This is a genomic window from Luteimonas sp. MC1750 (genome assembly GCF_016615955.1).
Taxonomy (GTDB): Bacteria; Pseudomonadota; Gammaproteobacteria; order Xanthomonadales; family Xanthomonadaceae; genus Luteimonas.
Map to the genome: position 1 here is coordinate 2376400 of NZ_CP067113.1, position 22274 is coordinate 2398673.

At 70.2% G+C, this 22274-nt stretch carries 26 protein-coding genes and 1 tRNA gene; 2 read left to right on the forward strand and 25 right to left on the reverse strand.

What is annotated here, in order from left to right:
* Position 1: 1 nt before the first annotated feature.
* Positions 2–397, forward strand: a complete 396-nt coding sequence (arsC, locus tag JGR68_RS11140; RefSeq protein WP_199362769.1) for an arsenate reductase (glutaredoxin) — start codon at positions 2–4, stop codon at positions 395–397.
* 40 nt (positions 398–437) lie between these two features.
* On the opposite strand, the gene JGR68_RS11145 is transcribed toward arsC, so the two are convergent.
* Positions 438–513 (reverse strand) — tRNA-Lys (locus JGR68_RS11145).
* Positions 514–607: 94 nt separating this feature from the next.
* On the opposite strand from JGR68_RS11145, the gene JGR68_RS11150 reads away from it, so the two are divergent.
* Positions 608–1081 carry a group III truncated hemoglobin gene (locus tag JGR68_RS11150; RefSeq protein WP_199362768.1) on the forward strand — a complete coding sequence of 158 codons (474 nt, stop codon included), beginning with the start codon at positions 608–610 and terminating at the stop codon, positions 1079–1081.
* On the opposite strand, the gene queC is transcribed toward JGR68_RS11150, so the two are convergent.
* From queC to aspS, 24 genes are all read right to left on the reverse strand, one after another.
* Positions 1069–1737, reverse strand: coding sequence for a 7-cyano-7-deazaguanine synthase QueC (gene queC, locus JGR68_RS11155; RefSeq protein WP_199362767.1), 669 nt, complete (start codon positions 1735–1737; stop codon positions 1069–1071). The genes JGR68_RS11150 and queC overlap by 13 nt on opposite strands.
* A 1-nt stretch (position 1738) precedes the next feature.
* Entirely contained in the window at positions 1739–2425 is a 687-nt protein-coding gene (gene queE / locus JGR68_RS11160) for a 7-carboxy-7-deazaguanine synthase QueE (protein WP_199362766.1), read from the reverse strand.
* Positions 2426–2483: 58 nt separating this feature from the next.
* Positions 2484–3290, reverse strand: coding sequence for a tol-pal system protein YbgF (gene ybgF / locus JGR68_RS11165; RefSeq protein WP_199362765.1), 807 nt, complete (start codon positions 3288–3290; stop codon positions 2484–2486).
* A gap of 94 nt (positions 3291–3384) precedes the next feature.
* Positions 3385–3897 (reverse strand): peptidoglycan-associated lipoprotein Pal, encoded by a 513-nt coding sequence (pal, locus tag JGR68_RS11170; protein WP_199362764.1) that lies wholly within the window; start codon positions 3895–3897, stop codon positions 3385–3387.
* A gap of 64 nt (positions 3898–3961) precedes the next feature.
* Positions 3962–5302 (reverse strand): Tol-Pal system beta propeller repeat protein TolB, encoded by a 1341-nt coding sequence (gene tolB, locus JGR68_RS11175; protein WP_199362763.1) that lies wholly within the window; start codon positions 5300–5302, stop codon positions 3962–3964.
* A gap of 166 nt (positions 5303–5468) precedes the next feature.
* Entirely contained in the window at positions 5469–6416 is a 948-nt protein-coding gene (locus JGR68_RS11180; protein WP_199362762.1) for a TonB C-terminal domain-containing protein, read from the reverse strand.
* A complete protein-coding gene (gene tolR / locus JGR68_RS11185) occupies positions 6416–6856 on the reverse strand; it encodes a protein TolR (protein ID WP_199362761.1) in 441 nt (146 codons plus the stop codon). The genes JGR68_RS11180 and tolR overlap by 1 nt, the downstream gene beginning before the upstream one ends.
* Positions 6857–6859: 3 nt before the next feature.
* Positions 6860–7663 carry a protein TolQ gene (gene tolQ / locus JGR68_RS11190; protein ID WP_199362760.1) on the reverse strand — a complete coding sequence of 268 codons (804 nt, stop codon included), beginning with the start codon at positions 7661–7663 and terminating at the stop codon, positions 6860–6862.
* A complete protein-coding gene (gene ybgC / locus JGR68_RS11195; RefSeq protein ID WP_234446505.1) occupies positions 7660–8100 on the reverse strand; it encodes a tol-pal system-associated acyl-CoA thioesterase in 441 nt (146 codons plus the stop codon). The genes tolQ and ybgC overlap by 4 nt, the downstream gene beginning before the upstream one ends.
* Entirely contained in the window at positions 8097–9119 is a 1023-nt protein-coding gene (gene ruvB / locus JGR68_RS11200; RefSeq protein WP_199362759.1) for a Holliday junction branch migration DNA helicase RuvB, read from the reverse strand. Before ruvB ends, ybgC begins: the two co-directional genes overlap by 4 nt.
* Before the next feature lie 160 nt (positions 9120–9279).
* The gene (locus JGR68_RS11205; protein WP_199362758.1) at positions 9280–9918 is read right to left on the reverse strand and encodes a cytochrome c3 family protein; all 639 of its coding nucleotides are present in this window, start codon (positions 9916–9918) and stop codon (positions 9280–9282) included.
* The gene (locus JGR68_RS11210; RefSeq protein WP_234446506.1) at positions 9915–10436 is read right to left on the reverse strand and encodes a nitrate reductase cytochrome c-type subunit; all 522 of its coding nucleotides are present in this window, start codon (positions 10434–10436) and stop codon (positions 9915–9917) included. Before JGR68_RS11210 ends, JGR68_RS11205 begins: the two co-directional genes overlap by 4 nt.
* A gap of 10 nt (positions 10437–10446) precedes the next feature.
* Positions 10447–12945: a periplasmic nitrate reductase subunit alpha gene (gene napA, locus JGR68_RS11215; protein WP_199362756.1), complete on the reverse strand. Its 2499-nt coding sequence runs from the start codon at positions 12943–12945 to the stop codon at positions 10447–10449.
* Positions 12942–13244, reverse strand: coding sequence for a chaperone NapD (locus tag JGR68_RS11220; RefSeq protein WP_199362755.1), 303 nt, complete (start codon positions 13242–13244; stop codon positions 12942–12944). Before JGR68_RS11220 ends, napA begins: the two co-directional genes overlap by 4 nt.
* Positions 13234–13767 (reverse strand): ferredoxin-type protein NapF, encoded by a 534-nt coding sequence (napF, locus tag JGR68_RS11225; RefSeq protein WP_199362754.1) that lies wholly within the window; start codon positions 13765–13767, stop codon positions 13234–13236. Before napF ends, JGR68_RS11220 begins: the two co-directional genes overlap by 11 nt.
* Before the next feature lie 4 nt (positions 13768–13771).
* Complete coding sequence (napE, locus tag JGR68_RS11230; protein WP_199362753.1) at positions 13772–13957, reverse strand: periplasmic nitrate reductase, NapE protein; 186 nt, start codon at positions 13955–13957, stop codon at positions 13772–13774.
* A gap of 114 nt (positions 13958–14071) precedes the next feature.
* A complete protein-coding gene (locus tag JGR68_RS11235) occupies positions 14072–15061 on the reverse strand; it encodes an LLM class flavin-dependent oxidoreductase (protein WP_199362752.1) in 990 nt (329 codons plus the stop codon).
* Positions 15062–15125: 64 nt separating this feature from the next.
* A complete protein-coding gene (locus tag JGR68_RS11240) occupies positions 15126–17075 on the reverse strand; it encodes a potassium transporter Kup (RefSeq protein WP_199362751.1) in 1950 nt (649 codons plus the stop codon).
* A 22-nt stretch (positions 17076–17097) separates the two neighbouring features.
* On the reverse strand, positions 17098–17688 hold the full coding sequence (gene ruvA / locus JGR68_RS11245; protein ID WP_199362750.1) for a Holliday junction branch migration protein RuvA: 591 nt from the start codon (positions 17686–17688) through the stop codon (positions 17098–17100).
* A complete protein-coding gene (ruvC, locus tag JGR68_RS11250; RefSeq protein WP_199362749.1) occupies positions 17685–18221 on the reverse strand; it encodes a crossover junction endodeoxyribonuclease RuvC in 537 nt (178 codons plus the stop codon). The genes ruvA and ruvC overlap by 4 nt, the downstream gene beginning before the upstream one ends.
* Positions 18222–18230: 9 nt before the next feature.
* Positions 18231–18962, reverse strand: a complete 732-nt coding sequence (locus JGR68_RS11255) for a YebC/PmpR family DNA-binding transcriptional regulator (RefSeq protein ID WP_199362748.1) — start codon at positions 18960–18962, stop codon at positions 18231–18233.
* Between the two features lie 85 nt (positions 18963–19047).
* Positions 19048–19716: an alpha/beta fold hydrolase gene (locus JGR68_RS11260; protein ID WP_199362747.1), complete on the reverse strand. Its 669-nt coding sequence runs from the start codon at positions 19714–19716 to the stop codon at positions 19048–19050.
* The gene (locus JGR68_RS11265; RefSeq protein WP_199362746.1) at positions 19691–20251 is read right to left on the reverse strand and encodes a GNAT family N-acetyltransferase; all 561 of its coding nucleotides are present in this window, start codon (positions 20249–20251) and stop codon (positions 19691–19693) included. Before JGR68_RS11265 ends, JGR68_RS11260 begins: the two co-directional genes overlap by 26 nt.
* A 161-nt stretch (positions 20252–20412) precedes the next feature.
* Positions 20413–22173 carry an aspartate--tRNA ligase gene (aspS, locus tag JGR68_RS11270; protein ID WP_199362745.1) on the reverse strand — a complete coding sequence of 587 codons (1761 nt, stop codon included), beginning with the start codon at positions 22171–22173 and terminating at the stop codon, positions 20413–20415.
* Positions 22174–22274: the final 101 nt, after the last annotated feature.

The following is a 22274-nucleotide window of genomic DNA, read 5'->3' on the forward strand; positions in this document are numbered from 1 at the left end:
CATGAAGGCGACGATCTACCACAACCCCTCCTGCGGCACTTCGCGCAACACCCTGGCGCTGATCCGCCACGCCGGCATCGAACCGGAGGTCATCGAATACCTGGTGGCGCCGCCCACGCGCGAACGCCTGGCCGCGCTGATCGCCGCCGCTGGCCTGGACGTGCGTGACGCGCTGCGCCAGAAGGGCACGCCCTACCTCGAGCTCGGGCTGGAGGATGCATCCCTGTCGGACGAGCACCTGCTCGATGCGATGCTGGCGAACCCGGTCCTGATCAACCGGCCCTTCGTCGAGACGCCGCTGGGCACCCGCCTGTGCCGGCCCTCGGAGATCGTGCTCGACATCCTGCCGCCGGTCGACCGTCCCTTCGCCAAGGAGGATGGCGAGGTGGTCATATGACGACGCCGTGGCGAGCGCGATGCACGCCGCGGGACCAGGATGGTGGGCCGTGATGGATTCGAACCATCGACCAGCGGATTAAAAGTCCGATGCTCTACCGACTGAGCTAACGGCCCACGGGACAGCGGATTATGTCACGCCGTCCGGGCAGTCGCAGCGCCTGACCCGGGTCAAGGCGTGGTGCAGCGTCGGGTGCCCATACTCGGCGCCATGGTTGTGCAAGACCCATCCCCGGCGCTGCCCCACGCCCACCTGCCCGACGAGGCCGGCATCACCCGCCTGGTGCACGCGTTCTATGCCCGCGCGTGGCACGACTGGCTGCTGGGCCCGGTGTTCGAGGCGGCCATCGACGACTGGGACGCGCATCTGGAGACGCTCGTCCGCTTCTGGTGCTCGGTGCTGCTGCGCGCCGGCAGCTACCGCGGCAATCCGATGTCCGCGCACCGGCCGCTTGGCCTGGACGACCAGCACTTCGCGCGCTGGCTGGCGCTGTGGGATCGCACCGCGCGCGACGTGCTCCCGCCCGCGCAGGCCCGGCATGTCTTCGATACCGCCGCGCGCATCGGCCGCTCGCTGCGCGTCGGCCTCGAGATCGATCCGCTGCGGCGGCTGCGCCGCGCAGACGGTGAGCCGGCCTGCCTGCATCGCCGGGCCGACGCCGATCCGGACCCTCAGCCCACGTAGCGCGTCGGGTCGGCAACGCCGGCCCCGCCGAAGCCTTCGGCCCGGAGGGCGCAGGCATCGCAGTGGCCGCAGGCGCGGCCCGATGCATCGGCGCTGTAGCAGGACACGGTCTGCGCGAAGTCGACGCCCAGGCGCAGGCCCTCACGCACGATGTCGGCCTTGGACATGTGCTGCAGGGGCGCGTGGATGCGGATCCCGGCGCCTTCGACGCCGGTCTGCGTGGCCAGGTTGGCCAGCCGCTCGAAGGCTTCGATGAACTCCGGGCGGCAGTCCGGGTAGCCGGAATAGTCCACCGCGTTGACGCCGCAGAAGATGTCGGCCGCGTCCAGCACTTCGGCCCAGCCCAGCGCGATCGACAGCATGATGGTGTTGCGCGCCGGCACGTAGGTCACCGGGACGCCGGCGCTGCCGGGCTCGGGCACGTCGATGTCGGCGGTCAGCGCGGAGCCCCCGATCGCGCGCAGGTCCACGCTGACGGTCTTGTGCGCAAGTGCGCCCTGCGCCGAGGCCAGCGTGGCCGCGGCCTCGAGCTCCGAGGTATGCCGCTGGCCATAGGCCACGCTCAGCGCGTGCACGGCAAAGCCCTGCTCGCGGGCGATCGCGAGGACGACGGCGGAATCCATGCCGCCGGAGACGAGGACGACTGCGTTCTTCATGTCAGCGCCCGGGCGCGTCGTCCCAGAGCAGCTTGTGCAGCTGCATCTGGAAGCGGACCGGCAGGCGGTCGGCGACGATCCAGTCGGCCAGTGCCCGCGGGTCGACCTCGGACTTGCTGGGCGAGAACAGCACGTCGCAGCGCTGGTGTATCGCGTGCGCGGCCACTACGCCGCGGGCCCAGTCGTAGTCGGCGCGGCTGCAGATCACGAACTTGACCTGGTCGTGCGGCGCCAGCAGGGCGAGGTTGCTCCACAGGTTGCGGGCCTCCTCGCCGGAACCGGGGGTCTTGATGTCGAGCACGCGCGAGACGCGCGGATCGACGTCGGCGATGTCGAGCGCGCCCGAGGTCTCCAGCGAAACGATGTGGCCGGCAACGCACAGGCGCGCCAGCAGGCCGAGGCAGCGCTTCTGCGCCAGCGGCTCGCCGCCGGTCACGCAGACATGGCGCACGCCGTGCCCGGCGACCTCGGCCAGGATGGCGTCGACATCGCGCCATTCACCGCCGTGGAAGGCGTACGCGGTATCGCAGTAGCGGCAGCGCAAGGGGCAGCCGGTCAGGCGCACGAAGACCGTCGGCCAGCCGGCGTCGCGCGCCTCGCCCTGGAGCGACAGGAAGATCTCGGTAATGCGGAGACGGTCCGGCACCGCGGCAGCGGCCGCGCCGGAGCCGGCGACAGGGGTATCCATGGCGGGAATTGTACCGTGCGGCCGCGTGCCGGCCGGCGCGCGGAGGCCCCCGCGGGGGTCAGCGCAGGCTGTTGAGCTGGATCGAGCGCAGGCGGTCGTCCGCGGTGCGCGCCGCATCGGTGCCGGGGTACTGCTCGGTCACGCGCACCAGGGTGGCTTCGGCCGCCACCAGGTCGCGCTGCCCGTACTGCGAGAGCCCGACCTTGAGCAGGGCGCCCGGTGCCTTGTCGTGCGTCGGCCAGCGCTCGAGCAGCGCGCGGAACCGCGCCTGGGCATTGCCGTAGTCCTGCGTCACGTAATAACTCTCGCCCAGCCAGTAGGTGGCGTTGGGCGCATACGACCCGGTCGGATACAGGCTCAGGAACTCGCTGAACAGGGTCGCGGACTTGGCGTAGTCGCCGGCTCGCAGGGCGGCGAAGGCGGTCTCGTATGCGCCGCGCTCGTCGGCGGCGTTAGCCAGCAGGCCGGCATCGCCGAACACCGCGGGCGCGCGCTCGGTCGCGGCGGCCGGGGCCTTTGCAACGGGAGCGGGAGCAGGCGCCGCCCCGACCGGGGCCGCGACGGGCGCGCCGCCCTCGAGCCGGTTCAGGCGGTCGTCAACGTCGAGATACTGGTTGCGGACGCTGGTTTCCAGCGCCTGGTTCTGCTGCTGCAGCTCCTCCACCTGGCCGCGCAGCGCGCGGACTTCCTCGCGCAGGGCGGTCAGCTGGTTGAGCAGGTCGATATTGCCCTGGTTGTTCGCGGCCTGCGATTCGAGCGAGGCGACGCGCTCGGCGAGGCTCGCGCGCTGCGCGGCTGCCGGCGGCGCGGCCAGCGTCACCGCGGCTGCGAGGACGATGCTGGTCAGGAAATGGCTGCGGATCATGGGCCTGTCACCGTTGTTCGGACTCTTCAAAGACAATCGGCAGCTGGCGGGGTTCCCGCCAGCTGCCGATGCATCGCTTCCACGTACCGCCGGTTCAGCGGGCGGTGTAGGTGATCTCGACGCGGCGGTTCTTGGCCCAGCAGTCTTCGTTCGAAGCGCTGCACGCGCCACGCTCTTCGCCGTAGCTGGTCACGGTCTGCTGGCCGGCCGAACCACCGTTCGCCTGCAGGGCCGACGACACCGCGTTGCCGCGGCGCTCGCCGAGGCCGAGGTTGTAGTCACGGCTGCCGCGCTCGTCGGCGTGGCCTTCCAGGGTGATGCGCGCCGACGGACGGTCACGCAGGTACTTGGCGTGGCAGGCCATCGCGGCCTGGAACTCCGGACGCAGGGACTCCTGGTCGAAATCGAAGTACACGGTGCGCTGGCGCAGGCAGGCGTCGGTGTCCAGGTCCTCCGGGCCATAGGCGCCGGCGGCGGTGGACGGCTGGGTGGTCACGGGCGTGGACGGACCGGTGTCGACCGGGGCCTCTTCCTTCACTTTCTTGGAGCAGGCAACGGCGGCCGTGCAGAGCAGGGCCGTGAGCAGTACGCGGGTTGGGGTCTTCATCTCTCGTCGATCCTTCTGCAGATGGTCAGTGCTTCACATTGCTGTATCGGCCGTGTACGCGGCGTCACCGCTCGCGGTACGGTCCCCACGCCGGCTCGCGGACGTTACCGTCGGCAAGCACCAGCCGCTGGCGCACGCGTCCATCGGCGGATACGGCATACAGGACTCCCCTGCTGCCTTCCCGCCCCGCATACAGCACCATGCTGCCGTTCGGGGCGAAGCTCGGCGATTCGTCGAGCGACCCGGGCGACAGCGTGGACCAGCGGGGCGTCCCGAGGCTGCGGTCCAGCAGTGCGATACGGTATACGTTTCCTGAACCCTGCGCCACGGCGATCTTCTTGTCGTCGAAGGACACCGTGGGGCTGGCGTTGTAGTTGCCCTGGAACGTCACCCGCGTGGCGCTGCCGCCGCCCGCCGGAACCTGGTAGACCTGGGGCCGGCCGCCGCGGTCGGAGGTGAAGTACACGCTGCGGCCATCGGCGCTCCACACCGGTTCGGTGTCGATGCCGATCTGGTTGGTCAGCTGGGTCAGCGCCTTGCTGCCGAGATCCATCACGTAGATCTCGGGATTGCCGCTGCGCGACAGAGTGAGCGCCAGCCGGTTGCCGTCCGGCGAGAAGGCCGGCGAGCTGTTGATCCCGCGGAAGCTGGCCACGCGCTCGCGCGCGCCGGTGCCGAGGTTCTGGATATAGATGGCCGAATTGTTGTTGTGCTCGAAGGAGACATAGGCCAGGCGGCGGCCGTCGGGGCTCCAGCTGGGCGACATCAGCGGTTCGGACGAGCGCACCACCACCTGCGGGTTGTGCCCGTCGGCGTCGGCGACCATCAGCGCGTAGCGCGTGGCATCCCCGGTGCCGGTCGAGGTCACGTAGGCGATGCGGGTCCAGAACGCGCCGCGCACGCCGAGGATCTTCTCGTAGATGGCGTCGGCGATCTGGTGGCCGACGTCGCGCATGGCATTGGCGCGGCCGGTCATGGCGATGCCGATCAGGCGCTCCTGCTTGGCCACGTCGAACAGCTCGTACTCGACGCGGTAGGCGCCGCCGCCGGCGTCGACCACGCGGCCGACGACCAGGAAGTCCTGCCTCAGCGTGCGCCAGGTGGCGTAGTTGACCTCGCCGCCGCGGGTCGGCCGCTCGATCATGTCCTGCTCGGGCAGGCCGCGGAACTGGCCGGAGCGCGACAGGTCCTCGCGCACCACGCGCGCGACGTCGGTGTCGGGTGCGGCGCCACTGCCCTGGTAGGGCATGGGCACCACCGCGATCGGCAGCGCCTGGGCGTTGCCGCCGACGATGTCGATCTCGAGGCCGCCCTGCTGCGCGCTGGCGGCGAACGGCAGGAGGAGTGCAAGGCAGGCGATCAGCCACGCGCGCGTGGTGGCCAGCCGGCGTTGGATTCGGGTCATACCGGGCTCCGGGGGGTGAACGTGCGAAAGGCTGACAGGATGGCCGTGAAGGCGCTCACAAGGATGAACGGTGCCCCCTGTAGGAGCGGCTACAGCCGCGATCGCACCTGTCCGGACAATCGGACCTGGCGGGGCGATCGCGGCTGTAGCCGCTCCTACAGGTGGCTTACCGATCCTGGGCCTCGAAATTGAGGTTGAGGGTGCGGTTGAAGACGCTTTCGAAGCCGTTGTAGGGCAGCGGCTGCGCCTTCAGCACGGCGGCCTCCACCGAGCGCCGGCCCAGTTCGTCGAAGGGACACGAGGGTGCGACCTCGGCGCGGACCACGGTGCCGCCGCGCACCTGGGTGATGATGATCCGGCAGCGCTGGCCGAGCGGCACGTTCTCCGGGCGGGTCCAGTTCTGCAGGATCGCCTCCTGGATCGCCGCCGCGTAGCGCGCCGACAGGCCCGGATCCACGCCTTCGTTGCCCGGCGGCGGGGTGCCTGCGGCGGGCGCCTGTTCGGAGGCCTGTTCCGCCCGGCTCTGGGCGATCCGCTCCAGTCGCCGCTCGGCTTCGCGCTGCTCGCGCTGGACCTGCTCCTGCTGGCGGCGGATCTCGGCCAGCTTCTGCTGGGCCAGTCGGCGCTTCTGCTCGGCTTCTTCCTGGCGCTGGCGCTCGGTGAGGTCGATCTGCTCCTGCCGGCGCTTCTCTTCCTGCTCGCGCTCCGCCCGCTCGCGGGAGATGGCGTCGCGGCGCACCTCCTCCTGGTCGACGGGCGACGGTTCGGGCACCTGGACCTGGGGCGTGGGCTGCGGCGCCACCGGCGCGTCCTCGGGCAGCGGCACCGGGATCGGCTGCGGCTCGGGGGCCGCGTCCTCGACCACGGGCTCGGGCTCCGGTTCGGGCTCGGGGTCCGGCGGCACGGGTTCGGGCCGCCTCTGCAGCGTGCGCTGCATCGCCGGCGACAGGTCGCTGGCATCGATCAGTTCGGCGCTGACCGGCGAACCAGCGGCCGACGGCGGCGCGGCGGTGCGCGTCCACCACAGTCCGGCGAACATGAGTGCGAACAGCGCCACGTGCAGCAGCAGGGCCAGCACCACCGCGCGCGTGGTATCGGCGCGTTGCTCTCGCATCAGGGCGTGCCGTCCTGCCTGGGCTGGCTCATCAGGCCGACGCGCTCGACGCCGGCGTTCTGCAGCAGCGCCATCGCGTCCATGACGTTCTGGTAGCTGCCGGCACCGTCGGCGGCGACATAGACCGCGAGGTCGGGATTGTTGGCGGCCAGCGCACGCACCCGGGCCTGCAGCGACTCCTTGTCGACCGCCTCGTTGCTGCCGGCCTCGATGGCGAGGAAGAAGTTGCCGTCACGGTCGACGCTGACCACCACCGGGTCCTTCTGCTCGGTGATGGACTTGGCGTTGGACTCGGGCAGCTGCACGTCCACGCCGAGGTTCATCAGCGGCGCGGTCACCATGAAGATGATCAGCAGCACCAGCATCACGTCGATGTAGGGAACGACGTTGATCTCGTTCTTGAGCTTGCGGCGCTTGCCGCGACGGGCACGGACGCTCATGGATCAGGCCTCGCCGGCCGAGGACTGGCGCTCCAGGATCGACGAGAACTCCTCGGAGAAGGCGTCGTAGCGGCCGGCCACGCGCTCGACCTTGGTGGCAAAGCGGTTGTAGGCCCAGACCGCCGGGATCGCCGCGAACAGGCCCATGGCGGTCGCGATCAGCGCCTCGGAGATGCCCGGCGCGACGCTGGCGATGGTGGCTTCCTTGACGTTGGCCAGGCTGTGGAAGGCGATCATGATCCCCCACACCGTGCCCAGCAGGCCGACGTAGGGCGCGATCGAGCCGACGTTGGCGAGGAATTCGAGGTTGTGCTCGAGGCCGTCGAGCTCGCGCGAGCTGGCCACGCGCATGCCGCGCTGCGCGCCTTCGAGCTTGGCCCGGCTGTCGGCGCCGCGGCGCTGGCCGCTGCGGGTGTATTCGCGGAAGCCGGCCTCGAAGATCGACTCCAGGCCCTCGACCTCGCGGTTGCGCTCGCTGGCCGCGGCGTACAGCTTGCCGAGGTCGGCGCCGGACCAGAAGCGCTCCTCGAAGCGGTCGGCCTCCTTCTCGGCGCGGTCGAGCATGCGCTTCTTGCGGAAGATGATCACCCACGAGGCGATCGAGGCCAACAGCAGGAGCAGCATGACCAGCTGCACCGGAAGGGAGGCGTGCAGGATCAGCTGGACGAAGTCGAGCTCGCCGCCGGTCACCGGCGCGCTTGCGGCCTGGCCCGCCGCGTCGGCCGCCAGCGCGACGGTATCCGCCGGCGCCTCCTCGGGCAGGGGTTCCACGTTGCTCACCTGCATCAGGATGGCCGTTGCACTCATCGATGTTGCTCCGCGTTCGATTCCAGGGATTTGAACAGTCCGTACATCTCGTCGGGGATGGCCCGGGGCCGGAAGCCGCCGGCGTCCAGCGCCGCGACCCGCACCCGCGCCGCCACCAGCAGCTCGTCGCCGCGCCGCACCTCCTGCGCGAACTCGGCGCTGGCACGGCGCACCCGCGCGAGCGCCACGGTGACGTCCAGCGCGTCGTCCAGGCGTGCAGGCCGACGGAAGTCGAGCTGCATGTCGCGCACGGCGAACACCAGGTCGAGCCCGTCGATCAGCGACTGCTGTCCATGCCCGAGCGTGCGCATCCATTCGCTGCGGGCACGTTCCAGATAGGCGACGTAGCGCGCGTGGTAGACCACGCCACCCGCGTCGGTATCTTCCCAGTAGACCCTTGTCGGGAGGCTGAACAGAGGCCGTACAAGGTCGTTCAAAACAGCGTCTCCGTGGCCGGTCCGCGTGGCTGCAGGCCCAGGTGGCGCCAGGCCTTGAGCGTGGCCATCCGCCCGCGCGCGGTGCGCACGAGATAGCCCTGCTGGATCAGGTAGGGTTCGATGACGTCCTCCAGCGTGCCGCGCTCCTCGCTCAGCGCGGCGGCCAGCGACTCCACGCCCACCGGCCCGCCATCGAAGTTCCCGATGATCAGGTTGAGCAGGCGCCGGTCGAGGTCGTCGAAGCCCTCGGGGTCGACCTGCAGCATCTTCATGGCGGCGTCGGCGACCTCCTGGTCGATGCGACCCGCGGCGCGCACCTGGGCGAAGTCGCGCACCCGCCGCAGCAGGCGGTTGGCGATGCGCGGGGTCCCGCGCGAGCGGCGCGCGATCTCGTCGGCGCCCTCGGGCGCGCAGTCGATCCCGAGGATCTGCGCCGAGCGGCGCACGATGCGGGTCAGCTCGGCCGCGCTGTAGAACTCGAGCCGCTGCACGATGCCGAAGCGGTCGCGCAGCGGCGCGGTCAGGAGGCCCGCGCGGGTCGTGGCGCCCACCAGGGTGAAGGGCGGCAGGTCGAGCTTGATCGAACGCGCGGCCGGGCCCTCGCCGATCATGATGTCGAGCTGGAAGTCCTCCATCGCCGGGTACAGCACTTCCTCGACCACCGGCGAGAGACGGTGGATCTCGTCGATGAACAGCACGTCGTGCGGCTGCAGGTTGGTCAGGAGCGCCGCCAGGTCACCCGCCTTCTCGATCACCGGGCCGGAGGTCACGCGCAGGCTCACGCCTAGCTCGTTGGCGATGACGTGGCTGAGCGTGGTCTTGCCCAGGCCCGGCGGCCCGAAGATCAGCACGTGGTCCAGCGCCTCGCCGCGCTGTTTCGCGGCCTCGATGTAGATCCCGAGCTGCTCGCGCACCGGCTGCTGGCCCAGGTAGTCCGCCAGCCGCTGGGGCCGGATCGAGGCCTCGATGGCGGCGTCCTCGCGCGTGGCGCCGGGGCCAATGATGCGGTCTTCAGTCATGTGCCCATGTTCGCATGCCACCCCCTGTAGGAGCGGCTATAGCCGCGATCACGACAACCCGCGGGAGCGGCTATCGCCGCGATCGCCTGCACCGCGGCCCCTATCGCGGCTGTAGCCGCTCCTACAGCAGCGGCTGTAGCCGCTCCTGCAGGACTTGGGGTCAGTGGGGGGATGGGAGGGACTGGGCGGCCTGGACGCCCTGGGGGACACCGGTCATGTCGGGCAGCCTGTGGGCGATGCCCTTGTGGCAGTCGATGCAGGTCGCCTCGCCGGTGGCGAGGTAGCTGCGGTGGATGAAGGCGGCGCGGCTGGCCTGGCGGGTCAGGTCCATCGAGTCGTAGTCGTGGCAGTTGCGGCATTCCAGCGAATCGTTCGCCTTCAGCCGGTCCCATTCGTGCTGGGCCAGCTTGAGCCGGTTGTCGAGGAACTTCTCGCGGGTGTTGATGGTGCCGAAGATCTTGCCCCAGACTTCCTTCGAGGCCTGCATCTTGCGCGCCATCTTGTCGGTCCAGTCGTGCGGGACGTGGCAGTCGGGACAGGTCGCGCGCACGCCCGAGCGGTTGGTGTAGTGGATCGTGCTCTTCAGCTCCTCGAAGACGTTGGCGTCCATCTCGTGGCAGCTGGTGCAGAAGGCCTCGGTGTTGGTGGCTTCGAGCGCGGTGTTGAAGCCGCCCCAGAAGAACACGCCGGCCATGAAGCCGCCGAGCGTCAGGAAGCCCAGGCTGAGGTGCCGCGCCGGGCGGCTGAACTGCTTCCAGAAGCCGACGACCGTGTCGCGCGCGCGTTGCACCAGCCTCATTGCACGCGCTCCGAGCGCAGCACCTCGTCGATGTCGCGGAAGCCGTTGGCCACCAGCGGCCTGGCATTGGTCTGGGTCACGTGGCACTGCACGCAGAAGTAGCGCCGCGGCGAGACCTCGGCCAGGAACTGGTCGTCACGATCCATGTAGTGGGTCACGCTCACCGGCGGCGCCTGGAACTGCGCCGCGGTGCTGCGCGCGTGGCAGAGCATGCAGCGGTTCGAGTTCAGGTCGACCTGGTAGCCGTCGATGCTGTGCGGGACGGTCGGCGGCTGCATCGGGTAGGCACGGCCGCGGGTCATGTCGAAGTTCTCGACCGTGGCCATCGGCAGCGGCGTGATCTCGCTGGTGATCGGCACATTGCGGCGCAGCGCGTCGATGTCCTGCGCGGGATTACCGCGCGCGCTGACCGGCGGCGCCGGTGCGGCCGCGTACTGCTTCGGCTCGCGGTCACCGCAGGCGGCAAGGAGCTGCGCCAGCACCAGGGCTGCCAGCAGCAGGGCGAAAGGCTTCAGCATGTGGCGCATCTCAGGCTCCCACCGCGACGACCTTGGCCGCGCATTTCTTGAAGTCGGTCTGCTTGGAGATCGGGTCGGTCGCGTCCAGCGTGACCTTGTTGATGAGCTGCGCCGCGTCAAACCAGGGCACGAAGACCACGCCGCGCGGCATGCGGTTGCGGCCGCGGGTTTCCACCCGGGTGCGCATCGCGCCGCGGATCGAGGCGACCTCCACCTCGTCGCCGCGCTTGAGGCCGCGCTCGCGCGCGTCGTCGGGGTGCATGTACACCACCGCCGACGGGACCGCCTTGTACAGCTCGGGGATGCGCATGGTCATCGAGCCCGAATGCCAGTGCTCGAGCACGCGCCCGGTCACCAGCCACAGGTCGTATTCGCCGTTCGGCGACTCGGCCGGCGGCTCGTAGGGCAGCGCCCAGATCACCGCGCGGCCGTCGGGGTTGCCGTAGAACTCGAAGCCGGTGCCCGGCTTCACGTAGGGATCCGCTCCTTCCCGGTAGCGCCAGCGCGTCTCCTTGCCGTCGACCACCGGCCAGCGCAGCCCGCGCACCTGGTGGTAGGTGTCGAAGGGCGCGAGGTCGTGGGCGTGGCCGCGGCCGAACTCGGCGTATTCCTCGAACAGGCCCTTCTGCACGTAGAAGCCGAAGTCCGCGGACTCGTGGTTGGCATAGCCGGCCTCGATCTCGCCGACGCCAAAGGCGTCGACCTTGCCGTTGCGGTAGAGCACGTCGAACAGCGTCTTGCCGCGGAACTGCGGGTTGGCCGCCAGGATCTCCTCCGGCCAGCACTCGTCGGTGGTGAAGCGCTTGGAGAACTCCATCAGCTGCCAGAGGTCGGACTTCGCTTCGCCCGGCGCATGCACCAGCTGGTGCCAGAAGTGGGTGCGGCGCTCGGCGTTGCCGTAGGCGCCCTCCTTCTCCACCCACATCGCCGTGGGCAGGATCAGGTCGGCCGCCTGGCAGGTCACCGTGGGATAGGCGTCCGACACCACGATGAAGTTGTCCGGGTTGCGATAGCCCGGATAGCCCTCTTCAAGAATGTTCGCGCCGGCCTGCATGTTGTTGTTGACCTGCACCCAGTAGGCGTTGAGCTTGCCGTCCTTCAGCGCCCGGTTCTGCTCCACCGCGTGGTAGCCGATCTTGTCCTTGATGATCCCGCGCGGGATCTTCCAGATGTCCTCGGCCATCGCGCGGTGCTCGGGATTGGTCACCACCATGTCCGCTGGCAGCCGGTGGCTGAAGGTGCCGACCTCGCGCGCGGTGCCGCAGGCGGACGGCTGGCCGGTGAGCGAGAACGGGCTGTTGCCGGGCGTCGCAATCTTCCCGGTCAGCAGGTGGATGTTGTAGACCATGTTGTTGGCCCACGTGCCGCGCGTGTGCTGGTTGAAGCCCATGGTCCAGAACGACATGACCTTGACCTTCGGGTCGGCGTACAGCTCGGCCAGCTGCTGCAGCCAGCCGCGCTCGACGCCGCTCATCTCCACGGCCCTGTCCAGCGTGTACGGCGCGACGAAGCGCGCGAACTCGTCGAAGTCGATGGGCGTGCCGCCATTGGCGTCGTCTGCGTTCTTCGCCGCCACCTGCAGCGGATGTTCCGGGCGCAGGCCGTAGCCGATGTCGTCGTTGCCGCGCTTGAAGGTGGTGTGTCTGTCGACGAAGTCCCTGTTGACCTTGCCGGACTGGATGATGTGGTTGGCGATGTAGTTCAGGATCACCAGATCGGTCTGCGGCGTGAACACCATCGGGATGTCCGCGAGGTCGAAGCTGCGGTGCTCGTAGGTCGACAGCACCGCGACCTTGACGTGCGGGTTCGACAGCCGGCGGTCGGTCACCCGGGTCCACAGGATCGGGTGCATCTCGGCCATGTTCGAGCCCCAGAGCACGAAGGCGTCGGCCGCCTCGATGTCGTCATAGCAGCCCATCGGCTCGTCCATGCCGAAGGTGCGCATGAACCCGGTCACCGCCGACGCCATGCAGTGGCGCGCATTGGGATCGATGTGGTTGCTGCGGAAGCCGGCCTTCATCAGCTTGTTGGCGGCGTAGCCCTCCCAGACCGTCCACTGTCCGGAGCCGAACATGCCGATGCCGTCGCCGCCCTTGGCCTTGAGCGTCGCGCGGAACTTCTCCTCCATGACATCGAAGGCCTCGTCCCAGGTCACCGGGGTGAAGTCGCCCTCCTTGTCGTAGACGCCGTTGGTCTTGCGCAGCAGCGGCGTGGTGAGGCGGTCGCTGCCGTACATCACCTTGGACAGGAAGTAGCCCTTGACGCAGTTGAGTCCGCGGTTGACCTCGGCCTTGACGTCGCCATGCGTGGCGACCACGCGGCCGTCGCGCACCGCGACGTTGATGCCGCAGCCGGTGCCGCAATAGCGGCACGGCGCCTTGCTCCACTTCAGGCCCTTGTCGCCCTCGACCACGGCCTCCTGGACATGGCCCGGGACCGGGATGCCGGCGGCGACGGCGGCGCTGGCGATGGCGCTGTTGCGGATGAATTCGCGGCGGCTGGTGCTCATCCGTGGGACTCCTGTGGATCGGATGCGGGGACATCGCCGCGCGGCTCCTGCCGCTCGACGTGGTGATAGACAAGGTTGACGGTGATCACGCCCGGCACCGCCTGCAGCAGGTCGATGCTGGCCATCAGGCTGCGGGTGCCGTCGCACTCCTGCACCAGCACGCTGCAGCTGCCGTCCTGCAGGGCCAGGTCCAGGCCGGGCGCGCCGGCGACGGCCTCGACCAGCGCGGGCAGTGCATCCGCATGGTGGCGGACGACCAGGCTGGCGACGTGCCACTCGGGCGATGCTTCAGGCTTCAACGGGGGACTCCAACGGGAACGCGGCCAGCGCGATGGCCGACGTCGGGCAGGCGCCCACGCAGGCGCCGCAGCCGGTGCACAGATCGGTTTCGATCCGCGGCAGCGGCACCGCGCGCGTGGGCGCGAAGCGGATCGCGGATGCGCCACAGGCGTCGCGGCAGCTCCAGCAGACGATGCCGCGCGCGGCCAGGCAGGCCTCGCCGACCTGGGCCTGCAGCCCCCAGGGCCTGGCGGTGACCGGGCCAAAGGCGCGCTCGCCGCAGGCGGCGGCGCAATCGCCGCAGAAGGTGCATTCGCCGCGCGCCGGATCGAATTCGGGCAGCCCGCCCTCGCCTCTCGCGAGCACGCGCGGCGGGCAGGCCTGGATGCAGGCATCGCAGCCGGTGCAGGCGGACGCGAAGCGGCCCTCGTCCAGCGCCCACGGCGGGCGCAGCAGGGGCGCCGCGTGCAGGCCACCGCGCAGCAGCGCCCTGCGCGAGCGGTCCGGTGGAGGAACGGCAGCAGCGGTCGCGACCTCGCCCACGGCCTCAGGCCACCGGAGGGCCGGTGAACATCTGGAAGATCCAGACCGCGAACCCGTATCCGCCCACGATCATCACCGAGAGGATCGGAAACAGCACCACGGTGATGAAGAGGAAGAGGATCAGCTCCCTGCGCTTGCCTGACTGGCCGGTGTTCGCCTCCAAATCGCGCTCCTCCCGCTGCGGCTGCATGCGGAAAGATTAGCCACATTCACCCGGCGAGGCCAGACGCGAAGTCCCAAGTTGCGCACGCAGCCACGCACGCGGCCGTCTCCCCGCCGGTCGCGGGTGCAGGGATGCAGGCGTCTACATCGGTGCGGCGCAGGCACGCGCGGCCATCGCGAACGAGGCCAGGCGCGCGTCGTGGTCGAAGATGTTGGCGGTCAGGATCAGCTCGTCGGGTCGATGGCGCGCGACGAAGTCCGCGATGCCCGCACGTACCGCTGCCTCGTCGCCCACGACCGAGCAGGCCAGGGCCGCATCGGCGGTCGCGCGCTCGACCGGCGCACACCAGCCGTCGATGTCGTCCACCGGCGGCGGCACCAGGCCGATCTCGCCCCGGCGCAGGCGCACGAAGGTCTGCTGCATGGTGGTGAACAGCCGGCGGGCTTCGGCATCCGTCCCCGCGCCGACCACGTTGAGCGCGAGCATCGCGTACGGTGCCGCCAGGCGTTCGGACGGCCGGAATTCGTGGCGGTAGAGGGCCACGGCCTGCTCCATCATCGCCGGCGCGAAGTGCGAAGCGAACGCGAACGGCAGGCCCATCGCCGCGGCCAGGCGAGCACTGAAGAGGCTGGAGCCGAGCAGCCACACCGGCACCTCGAGGCCGGCGCCGGGCACCGCCTGGACCTTCTGGCCCGGTCGCACCGGCCCGAAATACGCGAGCAGCTCGCCGACGTCGTACGGGAAGGCGTCGGCACCGTCGTAGTAGCGCCGCAGGGCGCGCACCGTCGCCTGGTCGGTGCCCGGGGCGCGGCCCAGGCCGAGGTCGATGCGATCGGGGTACAGCGAGGCCAGAGTGCCGAACTGTTCGGCCACCTGCAGCGGTGCGTGGTTGGGCAGCATCACGCCGCCCGCGCCCACCCGGATCGTCGAGGTGCCGCCGGCGATGTGCCCGATCAGCACCGCGGTCGCCGCGCTGGCAATGCCCGGCATGTTGTGGTGCTCGGCCAGCCAGAAGCGGCGGTAGCCCAGGCGCTCGGCGTGGCGCGCCAGGTCGAGGCTCTTGGCAAACGCCTGCGCCGGCGTGTCGCCTTCGAAGACCGGGGCCAGGTCGAGCAGGGAGTACGGGATCATGGCGGGGCTCGCAGCGGGGGTTCCCCACGACATGGGGCCGCCGGGCACCGGATGCCAGCCCGGCTCAGATCTCGACCTGGGCGCCCAGCTCCACCAGCCGGTTGCCGGGGATGCGGAAGTAGGCGTTCGCGGGCGCGGCGTTGCGGTGCATGAGCGCGAACAGCTTGTCGCGCCAGACCGGCATGCCGACGCGCCGGCTGGCCACCACCGTCTCGCGGCCGACGAAATAGGTCGTGTCCATGGGGTCGAGGTCCAGGCCCTCGATGTCGCAGGCACGCATCAGCGCCAGCGGGATGTCGGGCGTGTCCATGAAGCCGAAGCGCACCGTCACCCGGTAGAAATCCTCGCCGATGCCGCGCAGCTCCAGCCGGCGCTCGCGCGGGGCGTAGGGCACGGCGAGCGTCTCGGCGGTCAGGAACAGGTTGCGCTCGTGCAGCACCTTGTTGTGCTTGAGGTTGTGCATGAAGGCGTGCGGCACCACGCCCGGGTCGCTGGTCATGAAGATCGCCGTGCCCGGCACGCGCACCGGCGGCGCCAGCATCAGCCCGGAAATGAAGGTATCCAGGCGCAGGCCTCCGGCCTGGACGCCCTCGCGCAGCAGCTGCTTCCCGCGCCGCCAGGTGCGCAGCATGGTGAACAGCACGATGCCCAGCACCAGCGGGAACCACGCGCCCTGCAGCACCTTGGCGCCGTTGGCGACCACGAAGGCGACGTCGATCACCAGGAAGACCAGGCAGCAGGGCAGCACCCAGCGCCGCGCCCTGGGCCACAGGGCGCGCGCCACGATCGCCAGCAGCAGCGTGTCGATCAGCATCGTCATCGAGACCGAGATGCCGTAGGCGGCCGCCAGCGACGAGGAGGAGCCGAAGCTCAGCACCAGCAGGATCACGATCACCGCCATCGACCAGTTGATCGCGGGGATGTAGATCTGGCCGATGGTTTCGCTGGAGGTGTGCTTCACGCGCATGCGCGGGATGTAGCCCAGCTGCATCGCCTGGCGCGCCACCGAGAAACCGCCGGTGATCACCGCCTGCGAGGCGATCACCGTGGCCATGGTCGCAAGCACGATCATCGGCCAGCGCCCCCATTCGGGCACGCCGATGAAGAAGGGGTTGCGGATCGCCGCCGGGTCCTCGAGCACGAGCGCGCCCTGCCCCAGGTAGTTCAGCATCAGCGAGGGCAGCACGAACCAGTACCAGCCCAGGCGGATCGGCCGCGCGCCGAAATGGCCCATGTCGGTGTAGATCGCCTCGCCGCCGGTGACCGCCAGCACCACCGCGCCGAGGATGAAGACGCCGCCCCAGCTGTGCTCGATGAAGAACCGCGCCGCCCACAGCGGATTGATCGCCTTGAGCACTTCCGGCTCGTGGACGATGTTGAGCACGCCCAGCGCCGCCAGCGACAGGAACCAGAGGATGGTGATGGGGCCGAAGACGCGGCCCACCTTCTCGGTGCCATAGCGCTGGGTCGCGAACAGCGCCGCCAGCACCGCCACCGTGATCGGCACGATCCAGTCATGCAGCTGCGGCGCGACCACTTCCAGGCCCTCCACCGCCGACAGCACCGAGATCGCCGGGGTGATCACGCCGTCGCCGAAGAACAGCGAGGCGCCGAAGACGCCGAGGATGCCGACCAGGTAGCCGGACTTCGACCCCGGCTTGAGGCTGCGCTGGGCCAGCGCCATCAGCGCCATGATCCCGCCCTCGCCCTCGTTGTCGGCGCGCATGATGATGGTGACGTACTTGAAGGTCACCACCACGGTCAGCGCCCAGAAGATCAGCGACAGGATGCCCAGCACGGTGTCGTGGTTGGCGGTCAGGCCGTAGTGCGGGTTGAAGGCCTCGCGCAGGGTGTACAGCGGGCTGGTGCCGATATCACCGAAGACCACGCCGATGGCGCCGACCACCAGCCCGAACAGCCCGATCCGGCCATGGCCACGGGCATGGCCCTGGCCGTGGTCGCTGCCGGGCACGGACTGCGGCCCCGCGTGGGGCTTGGATGCAGCTGCGGACATGGGGTTCCCGATCGAGGCCGGCTCAGCGAAGCGCGGACTGTAGCGCCTTCCGGATGATGGATTCCGCAGGGTCGCCGTCGACGTGCGCCTGGCGTGCCATCCGCTGCGCTTCGGCCGGCTTGTAGCCCAGCTGCTGCAGCGCGACGGTGGCCTCGGACAGCGGGTCGGCGGGCACGCCGGCCAGTGGCGTCGCCAGGGCCCCGCCCATGATCGCCTCGGCCCGGTCGCGCAGTTCGACCACGATGCGTTCGGCGGTCTTCTTGCCGATGCCGGGAATGCGGGTCAGCGCGGTGACGTCGCCGGCCTGCACGAGGCGCGCGAACTCCTCGACGCTGGCACCCGACAGGATCGCCAGCGCGATCTTCGCGCCGATGCCGGTGACCCGCTGGACGTCGCGGAACAGGCGGCGCTCGGCCTCGGTCGCAAACCCGTAGAGGGAGACCGAATCCTCCTTCTGCGCGTAGTGCGTGAAGAGGGTGATCTCCTTCCCGAGCACCGGCAGCTCGTAGAAGGTGCTCATCGGCGCTTCGAGTTCATAGCCGACGCCGTTGACGTCCAGCACCAGCCACGGCGGCGACTTGTGCGCCAGCAGGCCCCTCAGGCGGCCGATCATCGGCGGCTCCAGGCCAGGCGCGTGTCGATGCCCATGCGCTGCGCGCTGGCGCGGGTATGGGCGTGGGTGATGGCAATGGCCAGGGCGTCGGCGGCGTCGGCCTGCAGGCGGCCCTTGAGGCCAAGGATCGCCCCGACCATGTGCTGCACCTGGGCCTTGTCAGCGGCGCCCTTGCCGACCAGGGCCAGCTTCACCTGGCGCGCGCCGTACTCGCTCACGGGCAGGCCGTGCATGACCACGGCGCAGATCGCGGCGCCTCGGGCCTGGCCGAGCTTGAGCGCGGAGTCGGCGTTCTTCGACACGAACACCTGTTCGATCGCGACCTCGTCGGGCCGATGCGCCTCGACCACGGCGCGCAGGCCATCGAGCAGCCGGCGCAGACGCTGCGGAAGGTCGCCCGGCACCGCGGCGGCACCCGCCAGCAGATCCAGCGGCGCGTGGTAGACGTGGGTGGTGCGTCCCGCGGCGTCGACGTCGATGATGCCGACGCCGGTGCGCTGCGAGCCGGGGTCGATGCCGAGGATCCTGGTCACCTGTCCAGCTTACGCGTATGCGTCGTCGCCGAGCCCGGCGTTGGAATAGACCGCCTGCACGTCGTCGATGTCTTCCAGCCAGCGCAGCAGCTTCACCACCTGCTGGGCGGTCTCGCCTTCGACGGCGATGTCGTTGTCGGCGCGCAGGGTGACCTCGGCGTGCGCCGCGGGCAGGCCGGCGGCGGCCATGGCGTCGCGCACCGCGGCGAAGTCGTCGGGCGAGGTCAGCACGTCGATGGCGCCGTCCTCGGGATAGACCACCACGTCCTCGGCGCCGGACTCGATCGCGGCGTTGGTGACCGCGTCCTCGTCGGCGCCGGCGTCGTAGCGCAGGATGCCCTGCTTGCGGAACATGAAGGCGACCGAGCCGTCGGTGCCCAGGTTGCCGCCGAACTTGCCGAAGGCATGGCGCACGTCGGCCACGGTGCGCACCTTGTTGTCGGTCAGGCAGTCCACGATCACGGCGACGCCGCCAGGGGCGTAGCCCTCGTAGCGGATCTCCTCGTAGTCCACACCCTCGAGCTCGCCGGTGGCCTTCTTGACCGCGCGCTCGATCACGTCCTTGGTCATGTTGGCCGACAGGGCCTTGTCGATGGCGCTGCGCAGGCGCGGGTTGCCCCCGGGGTCACCGCCGCCGGCGCGCGCGGCGACCGAGATCTCGCGGATCAGCTTGGTGAAGATCTTCCCGCGGCGCGCGTCTTCCGCGCCCTTGCGGGCCTCGATCGAGGGACCCCTGCCCATGCGTGCTACCCATCCTCTGTACGGCTGCGACCCGTCGATTCTACCTGTCCTGCCGGCGGAACCCCGATTGGATCGGCCGGGACGTTCAGCGCAGGAAGGCGCCAGACCCGAGGAACGCCAGCACCTGCCGCACCGCTTCGCGGGAAACCAGCAGGCCGCTGTGCGAGGCGTCGATCAGCACATGGTCCGCCAGCCCCGGGACGCGGGTTTCGTCGAGCTGCACCGTGCCGTCGTGCACGCCATCGAACCGCGCGACCAGTGCCCCCAATCCGCGCGGCCGGCTGCCCGCGACCATGCCGACCTCGACGCCGGGCGGCAGCCACGTACAGCCCGACCGGAGCAATGCCGCGCTGCGCCCGAGGTAGAGCGTGGTGAGCGGGTTCCGCGACATCACCTGCGCCACCCCGCTGCCGCACAGCGGCGTGCCCAGGCAGGCGACGCGTACCACCGGCAGGGTCGGTTCGGCCCGGAGCGCCTCCAGCGCCATCAGGCCACCGAGGCTGTGGCCGACGACGTGGGTGGGCGGCCCGTGGCGCAGCCGGTCGCGCACGGCGTCGACCGCGGCGCGGGTGCTGCCGACGATGCTGCGATAGCCGAAGATCGCGGGTTCGTAGCCGGCCGAGCGCAGTCGCGCGGCGAGCGTGCGCATCGCCAGCGGCGGCATCCACAAGCCGTGCACCAGCAGCACGCGGCGGACCGCCTGCACCCCGGCGGCATCGGCCGCGGACTCAGGACCGCGTGGCGTCGGCGTCATCGGCGGTGTACGGCCTGGTGCGGCGCAGGATGTATTCGAGGTCGCGGGTCCGGCCCACGGGGAACAGGTACTCACCCACCCGGTCGAAGCCGCGGCGTGCGTAGAAGCGCTGGGCGCCATGGTTGCCCGACCAGACGCCGATCCAGAGGCCGCAGGAACCATTGCGCTGCAACCAGGCCATGACCGTGTCGAACAGCGCGCCTCCCCAGCCACCGCCCTGGTAGGCGGCGAGCAGGTAGAGGCGCTTGAGCTCCCCGTCCCCGGAGGCCACGTCCGGATGCGGCAGGCCGCAGGGCCCGGCGGCGGCGTGGCCGACCGCTTCGCCCGCGTCTTCCAGCAGCCAGATCGCGTAGTCCGGGTGCGACAGGATCACCCGCTGCCGCTCCTCGGCGTAGGCCTCGGCGATGAAGTCGGCGAGGTCCCGGGGAGGATAGAGGTGTCCGAAGGTCCCGGTGAACGTGCGCGCCGCGAGCCGCGACAGCGTCCCCGCGTCGTCGGCGGTGGCGCGGCGAATGGTCGGTGAGGACGCGGACATGCCCGCCATTGTAGGACCGGCTGCAGGAGCGGCTGTAGGAGCGGCTACAGCCGCGATTGCGGAACGACCGGCAAGTGCGATCGCGGCTGTAGCCGCTCCTACAGGGTGGTGGCGGCATCGCCGCGGGGGCGATCGCGGCTGTCGCGGCTCCCGCAGGCCGCTCAGCGGCCCTTGGGGCGGACGGTGACGTGGACTTCGGCCAGCTGCGCGTCCTCGATGGGCGACGGGGCGCCGGTCATCAGGCACTGGGCGGTGGTCGTCTTCGGGAACGCGATCACGTCGCGGATCGACTCCGTGCCCGCCATCAGCGCGGCGATGCGGTCGATGCCGAAGGCGATGCCGCCGTGCGGCGGGGCGCCGTACTTCAGCGCGTCGAGCAGGAAGCCGAACTTGGCCTGCTGCTCGTCGGCACCGATGCCCAGCAGCTCGAACACCGCCGCCTGCATCGCCGGCCGGTGGATGCGGATCGAGCCGCCGCCGATCTCGTTGCCGTTGAGCACCATGTCGTAGCCGCGGCTGGTAGCCGTGCGCGCGTTGGCGCGCAGGTCGTCGATGTCGTCCACCGCCGGCGCGGTGAAGGGATGGTGCAGGGCGACGTAGCGCTTTGCCTCGTCGTCCCATTCGAACATCGGGAAGTCGGTGACCCACAGCGGCTTCCAGCCGGCCTCGACCAGGTTCAAATCCCTGCCGGCCTTCAGGCGCACCGCGCCCATGAAGTCGCTGACCGTGTTGTACGCGCCGGCGCCAAAGAACACGATGTCGCCCTCGCCGGCGCCCACGTGCGCCAGCAGCGCGGAGAACGCCGCCTCGTCGAAGAACTTCGCCACCGGCGAGTTCACCGCGCCGTCCTCGCCCCGCTTGGCGTAAGCCAGGCCCTTGGCGCCGTACTTCGCGGCGTGCGCGGCGTACTCGTCGATCTGCTTGCGGCTCAGCGCCGCGCCGCCGGGAATGCGCAGCGCACACACGCGCATGCCGTCGACGCCGGCGGCATCGGTGAACACCTTGAACTGCGAGTTGCGAACCTGCGCATCCACGTCCACCAGCTCCAGCGCGATGCGCAGGTCCGGCTTGTCCGAGCCGTAGCGGCGCATGGCCTCGGCCCAGGTCATGCGCGGGAAGGCACCGAGTTCGGCGCCGACCACCTCGCGGAACACGTCCCGCACCATCTGCTCGACGGTGTCCTGCACGATCGCTTCGTCCACCCACGCGAACTCCATGTCGAGCTGGGTGAACTCCAGCTGCCGGTCGGCGCGCAGGGCCTCGTCGCGGAAGCAGCGCGCGATCTGGTAGTAGCGGTCGAAGCCGGCCATCATCAGGATCTGCTTGAACAGCTGCGGGCTCTGCGGCAGCGCGTAGAACTCGCCCTCGTGCATGCGCGCCGGCACCAGGAAATCGCGCGCGCCCTCGGGCGTGGCCTTGGTCAGGATCGGGGTTTCGATGTCCTGGAAGTCGCGCGCGTCCAGCCAGCGGCGCAGCGCCGCGACCAGCTTCGTGCGCGTGCGCATGCGCCGCTGCATCTCCGGGCTGCGCAGGTCGAGGTAGCGGTACTTCAGGCGCACGTCCTCGCCCGGGTTCTCGTGGTGGTGGAAGGGCAGCGGCTCGGCCTTGTTCAGCACCTCGATCGCGGTCGCGACCACTTCCACCTGGCCGGTCGCGATCTTCGCGTTCACCGATTCGCGGCGGCGCACGGTGCCGGTGACGCGCAGGCAGTCCTCGTAGCCCACCTTCGCGGCCGTGGCGACCACGCCGGCATTGCCCTCGGCGTCCGACGGCTCGGCCACCACCTGCACGATGCCGTGGTGGTCGCGCAGGTCGATGAAGCACAGGCCGCCAAGGTCGCGGGCGACGTCGGCCCAGCCGCAGAGGGTGACGGTCTGGCCGAGCAGGGACTCGTCGATCAGGCCGCAGAAGTGGGTGCGCATGGAAACTCCGGAAGGGCGCCGCGCAGGTGCGCGGAAACCCTGCATTTTAGCGGGTCGGCGGCGGGGTTTAGAATGTCGGCATCGATACGCCGCACGCCCCG

Coding starts and splice junctions, on each gene's coding strand:
- napE (WP_199362753.1), bottom strand. CDS start 13,957: ATGCAGCCGCAGCGGGAGGAGCGCGATTTGGAGGCGAACACCGGCCAG.
- tolB (WP_199362763.1), bottom strand. CDS start 5,302: ATGACCCGAATCCAACGCCGGCTGGCCACCACGCGCGCGTGGCTGATC.
- ruvA (WP_199362750.1), bottom strand. CDS start 17,688: ATGATCGGCCGCCTGAGGGGCCTGCTGGCGCACAAGTCGCCGCCGTGG.
- ybgF (WP_199362765.1), bottom strand. CDS start 3,290: ATGATCCGCAGCCATTTCCTGACCAGCATCGTCCTCGCAGCCGCGGTG.
- JGR68_RS11260 (WP_199362747.1), bottom strand. CDS start 19,716: ATGACGCCGACGCCACGCGGTCCTGAGTCCGCGGCCGATGCCGCCGGG.
- queC (WP_199362767.1), bottom strand. CDS start 1,737: ATGAAGAACGCAGTCGTCCTCGTCTCCGGCGGCATGGATTCCGCCGTC.
- arsC (WP_199362769.1), top strand. CDS start 2: ATGAAGGCGACGATCTACCACAACCCCTCCTGCGGCACTTCGCGCAAC.
- tolR (WP_199362761.1), bottom strand. CDS start 6,856: ATGAGCGTCCGTGCCCGTCGCGGCAAGCGCCGCAAGCTCAAGAACGAG.
- napA (WP_199362756.1), bottom strand. CDS start 12,945: ATGAGCACCAGCCGCCGCGAATTCATCCGCAACAGCGCCATCGCCAGC.
- JGR68_RS11265 (WP_199362746.1), bottom strand. CDS start 20,251: ATGTCCGCGTCCTCACCGACCATTCGCCGCGCCACCGCCGACGACGCG.
- JGR68_RS11205 (WP_199362758.1), bottom strand. CDS start 9,918: ATGAGGCTGGTGCAACGCGCGCGCGACACGGTCGTCGGCTTCTGGAAG.
- ruvB (WP_199362759.1), bottom strand. CDS start 9,119: ATGACTGAAGACCGCATCATTGGCCCCGGCGCCACGCGCGAGGACGCC.
- queE (WP_199362766.1), bottom strand. CDS start 2,425: ATGGATACCCCTGTCGCCGGCTCCGGCGCGGCCGCTGCCGCGGTGCCG.
- JGR68_RS11210 (WP_234446506.1), bottom strand. CDS start 10,436: ATGCTGAAGCCTTTCGCCCTGCTGCTGGCAGCCCTGGTGCTGGCGCAG.
- JGR68_RS11235 (WP_199362752.1), bottom strand. CDS start 15,061: ATGATCCCGTACTCCCTGCTCGACCTGGCCCCGGTCTTCGAAGGCGAC.
- aspS (WP_199362745.1), bottom strand. CDS start 22,173: ATGCGCACCCACTTCTGCGGCCTGATCGACGAGTCCCTGCTCGGCCAG.
- JGR68_RS11240 (WP_199362751.1), bottom strand. CDS start 17,075: ATGTCCGCAGCTGCATCCAAGCCCCACGCGGGGCCGCAGTCCGTGCCC.
- pal (WP_199362764.1), bottom strand. CDS start 3,897: ATGAAGACCCCAACCCGCGTACTGCTCACGGCCCTGCTCTGCACGGCC.
- JGR68_RS11150 (WP_199362768.1), top strand. CDS start 608: ATGGTTGTGCAAGACCCATCCCCGGCGCTGCCCCACGCCCACCTGCCC.
- tolQ (WP_199362760.1), bottom strand. CDS start 7,663: ATGAGTGCAACGGCCATCCTGATGCAGGTGAGCAACGTGGAACCCCTG.
- JGR68_RS11255 (WP_199362748.1), bottom strand. CDS start 18,962: ATGGGCAGGGGTCCCTCGATCGAGGCCCGCAAGGGCGCGGAAGACGCG.
- JGR68_RS11180 (WP_199362762.1), bottom strand. CDS start 6,416: ATGCGAGAGCAACGCGCCGATACCACGCGCGCGGTGGTGCTGGCCCTG.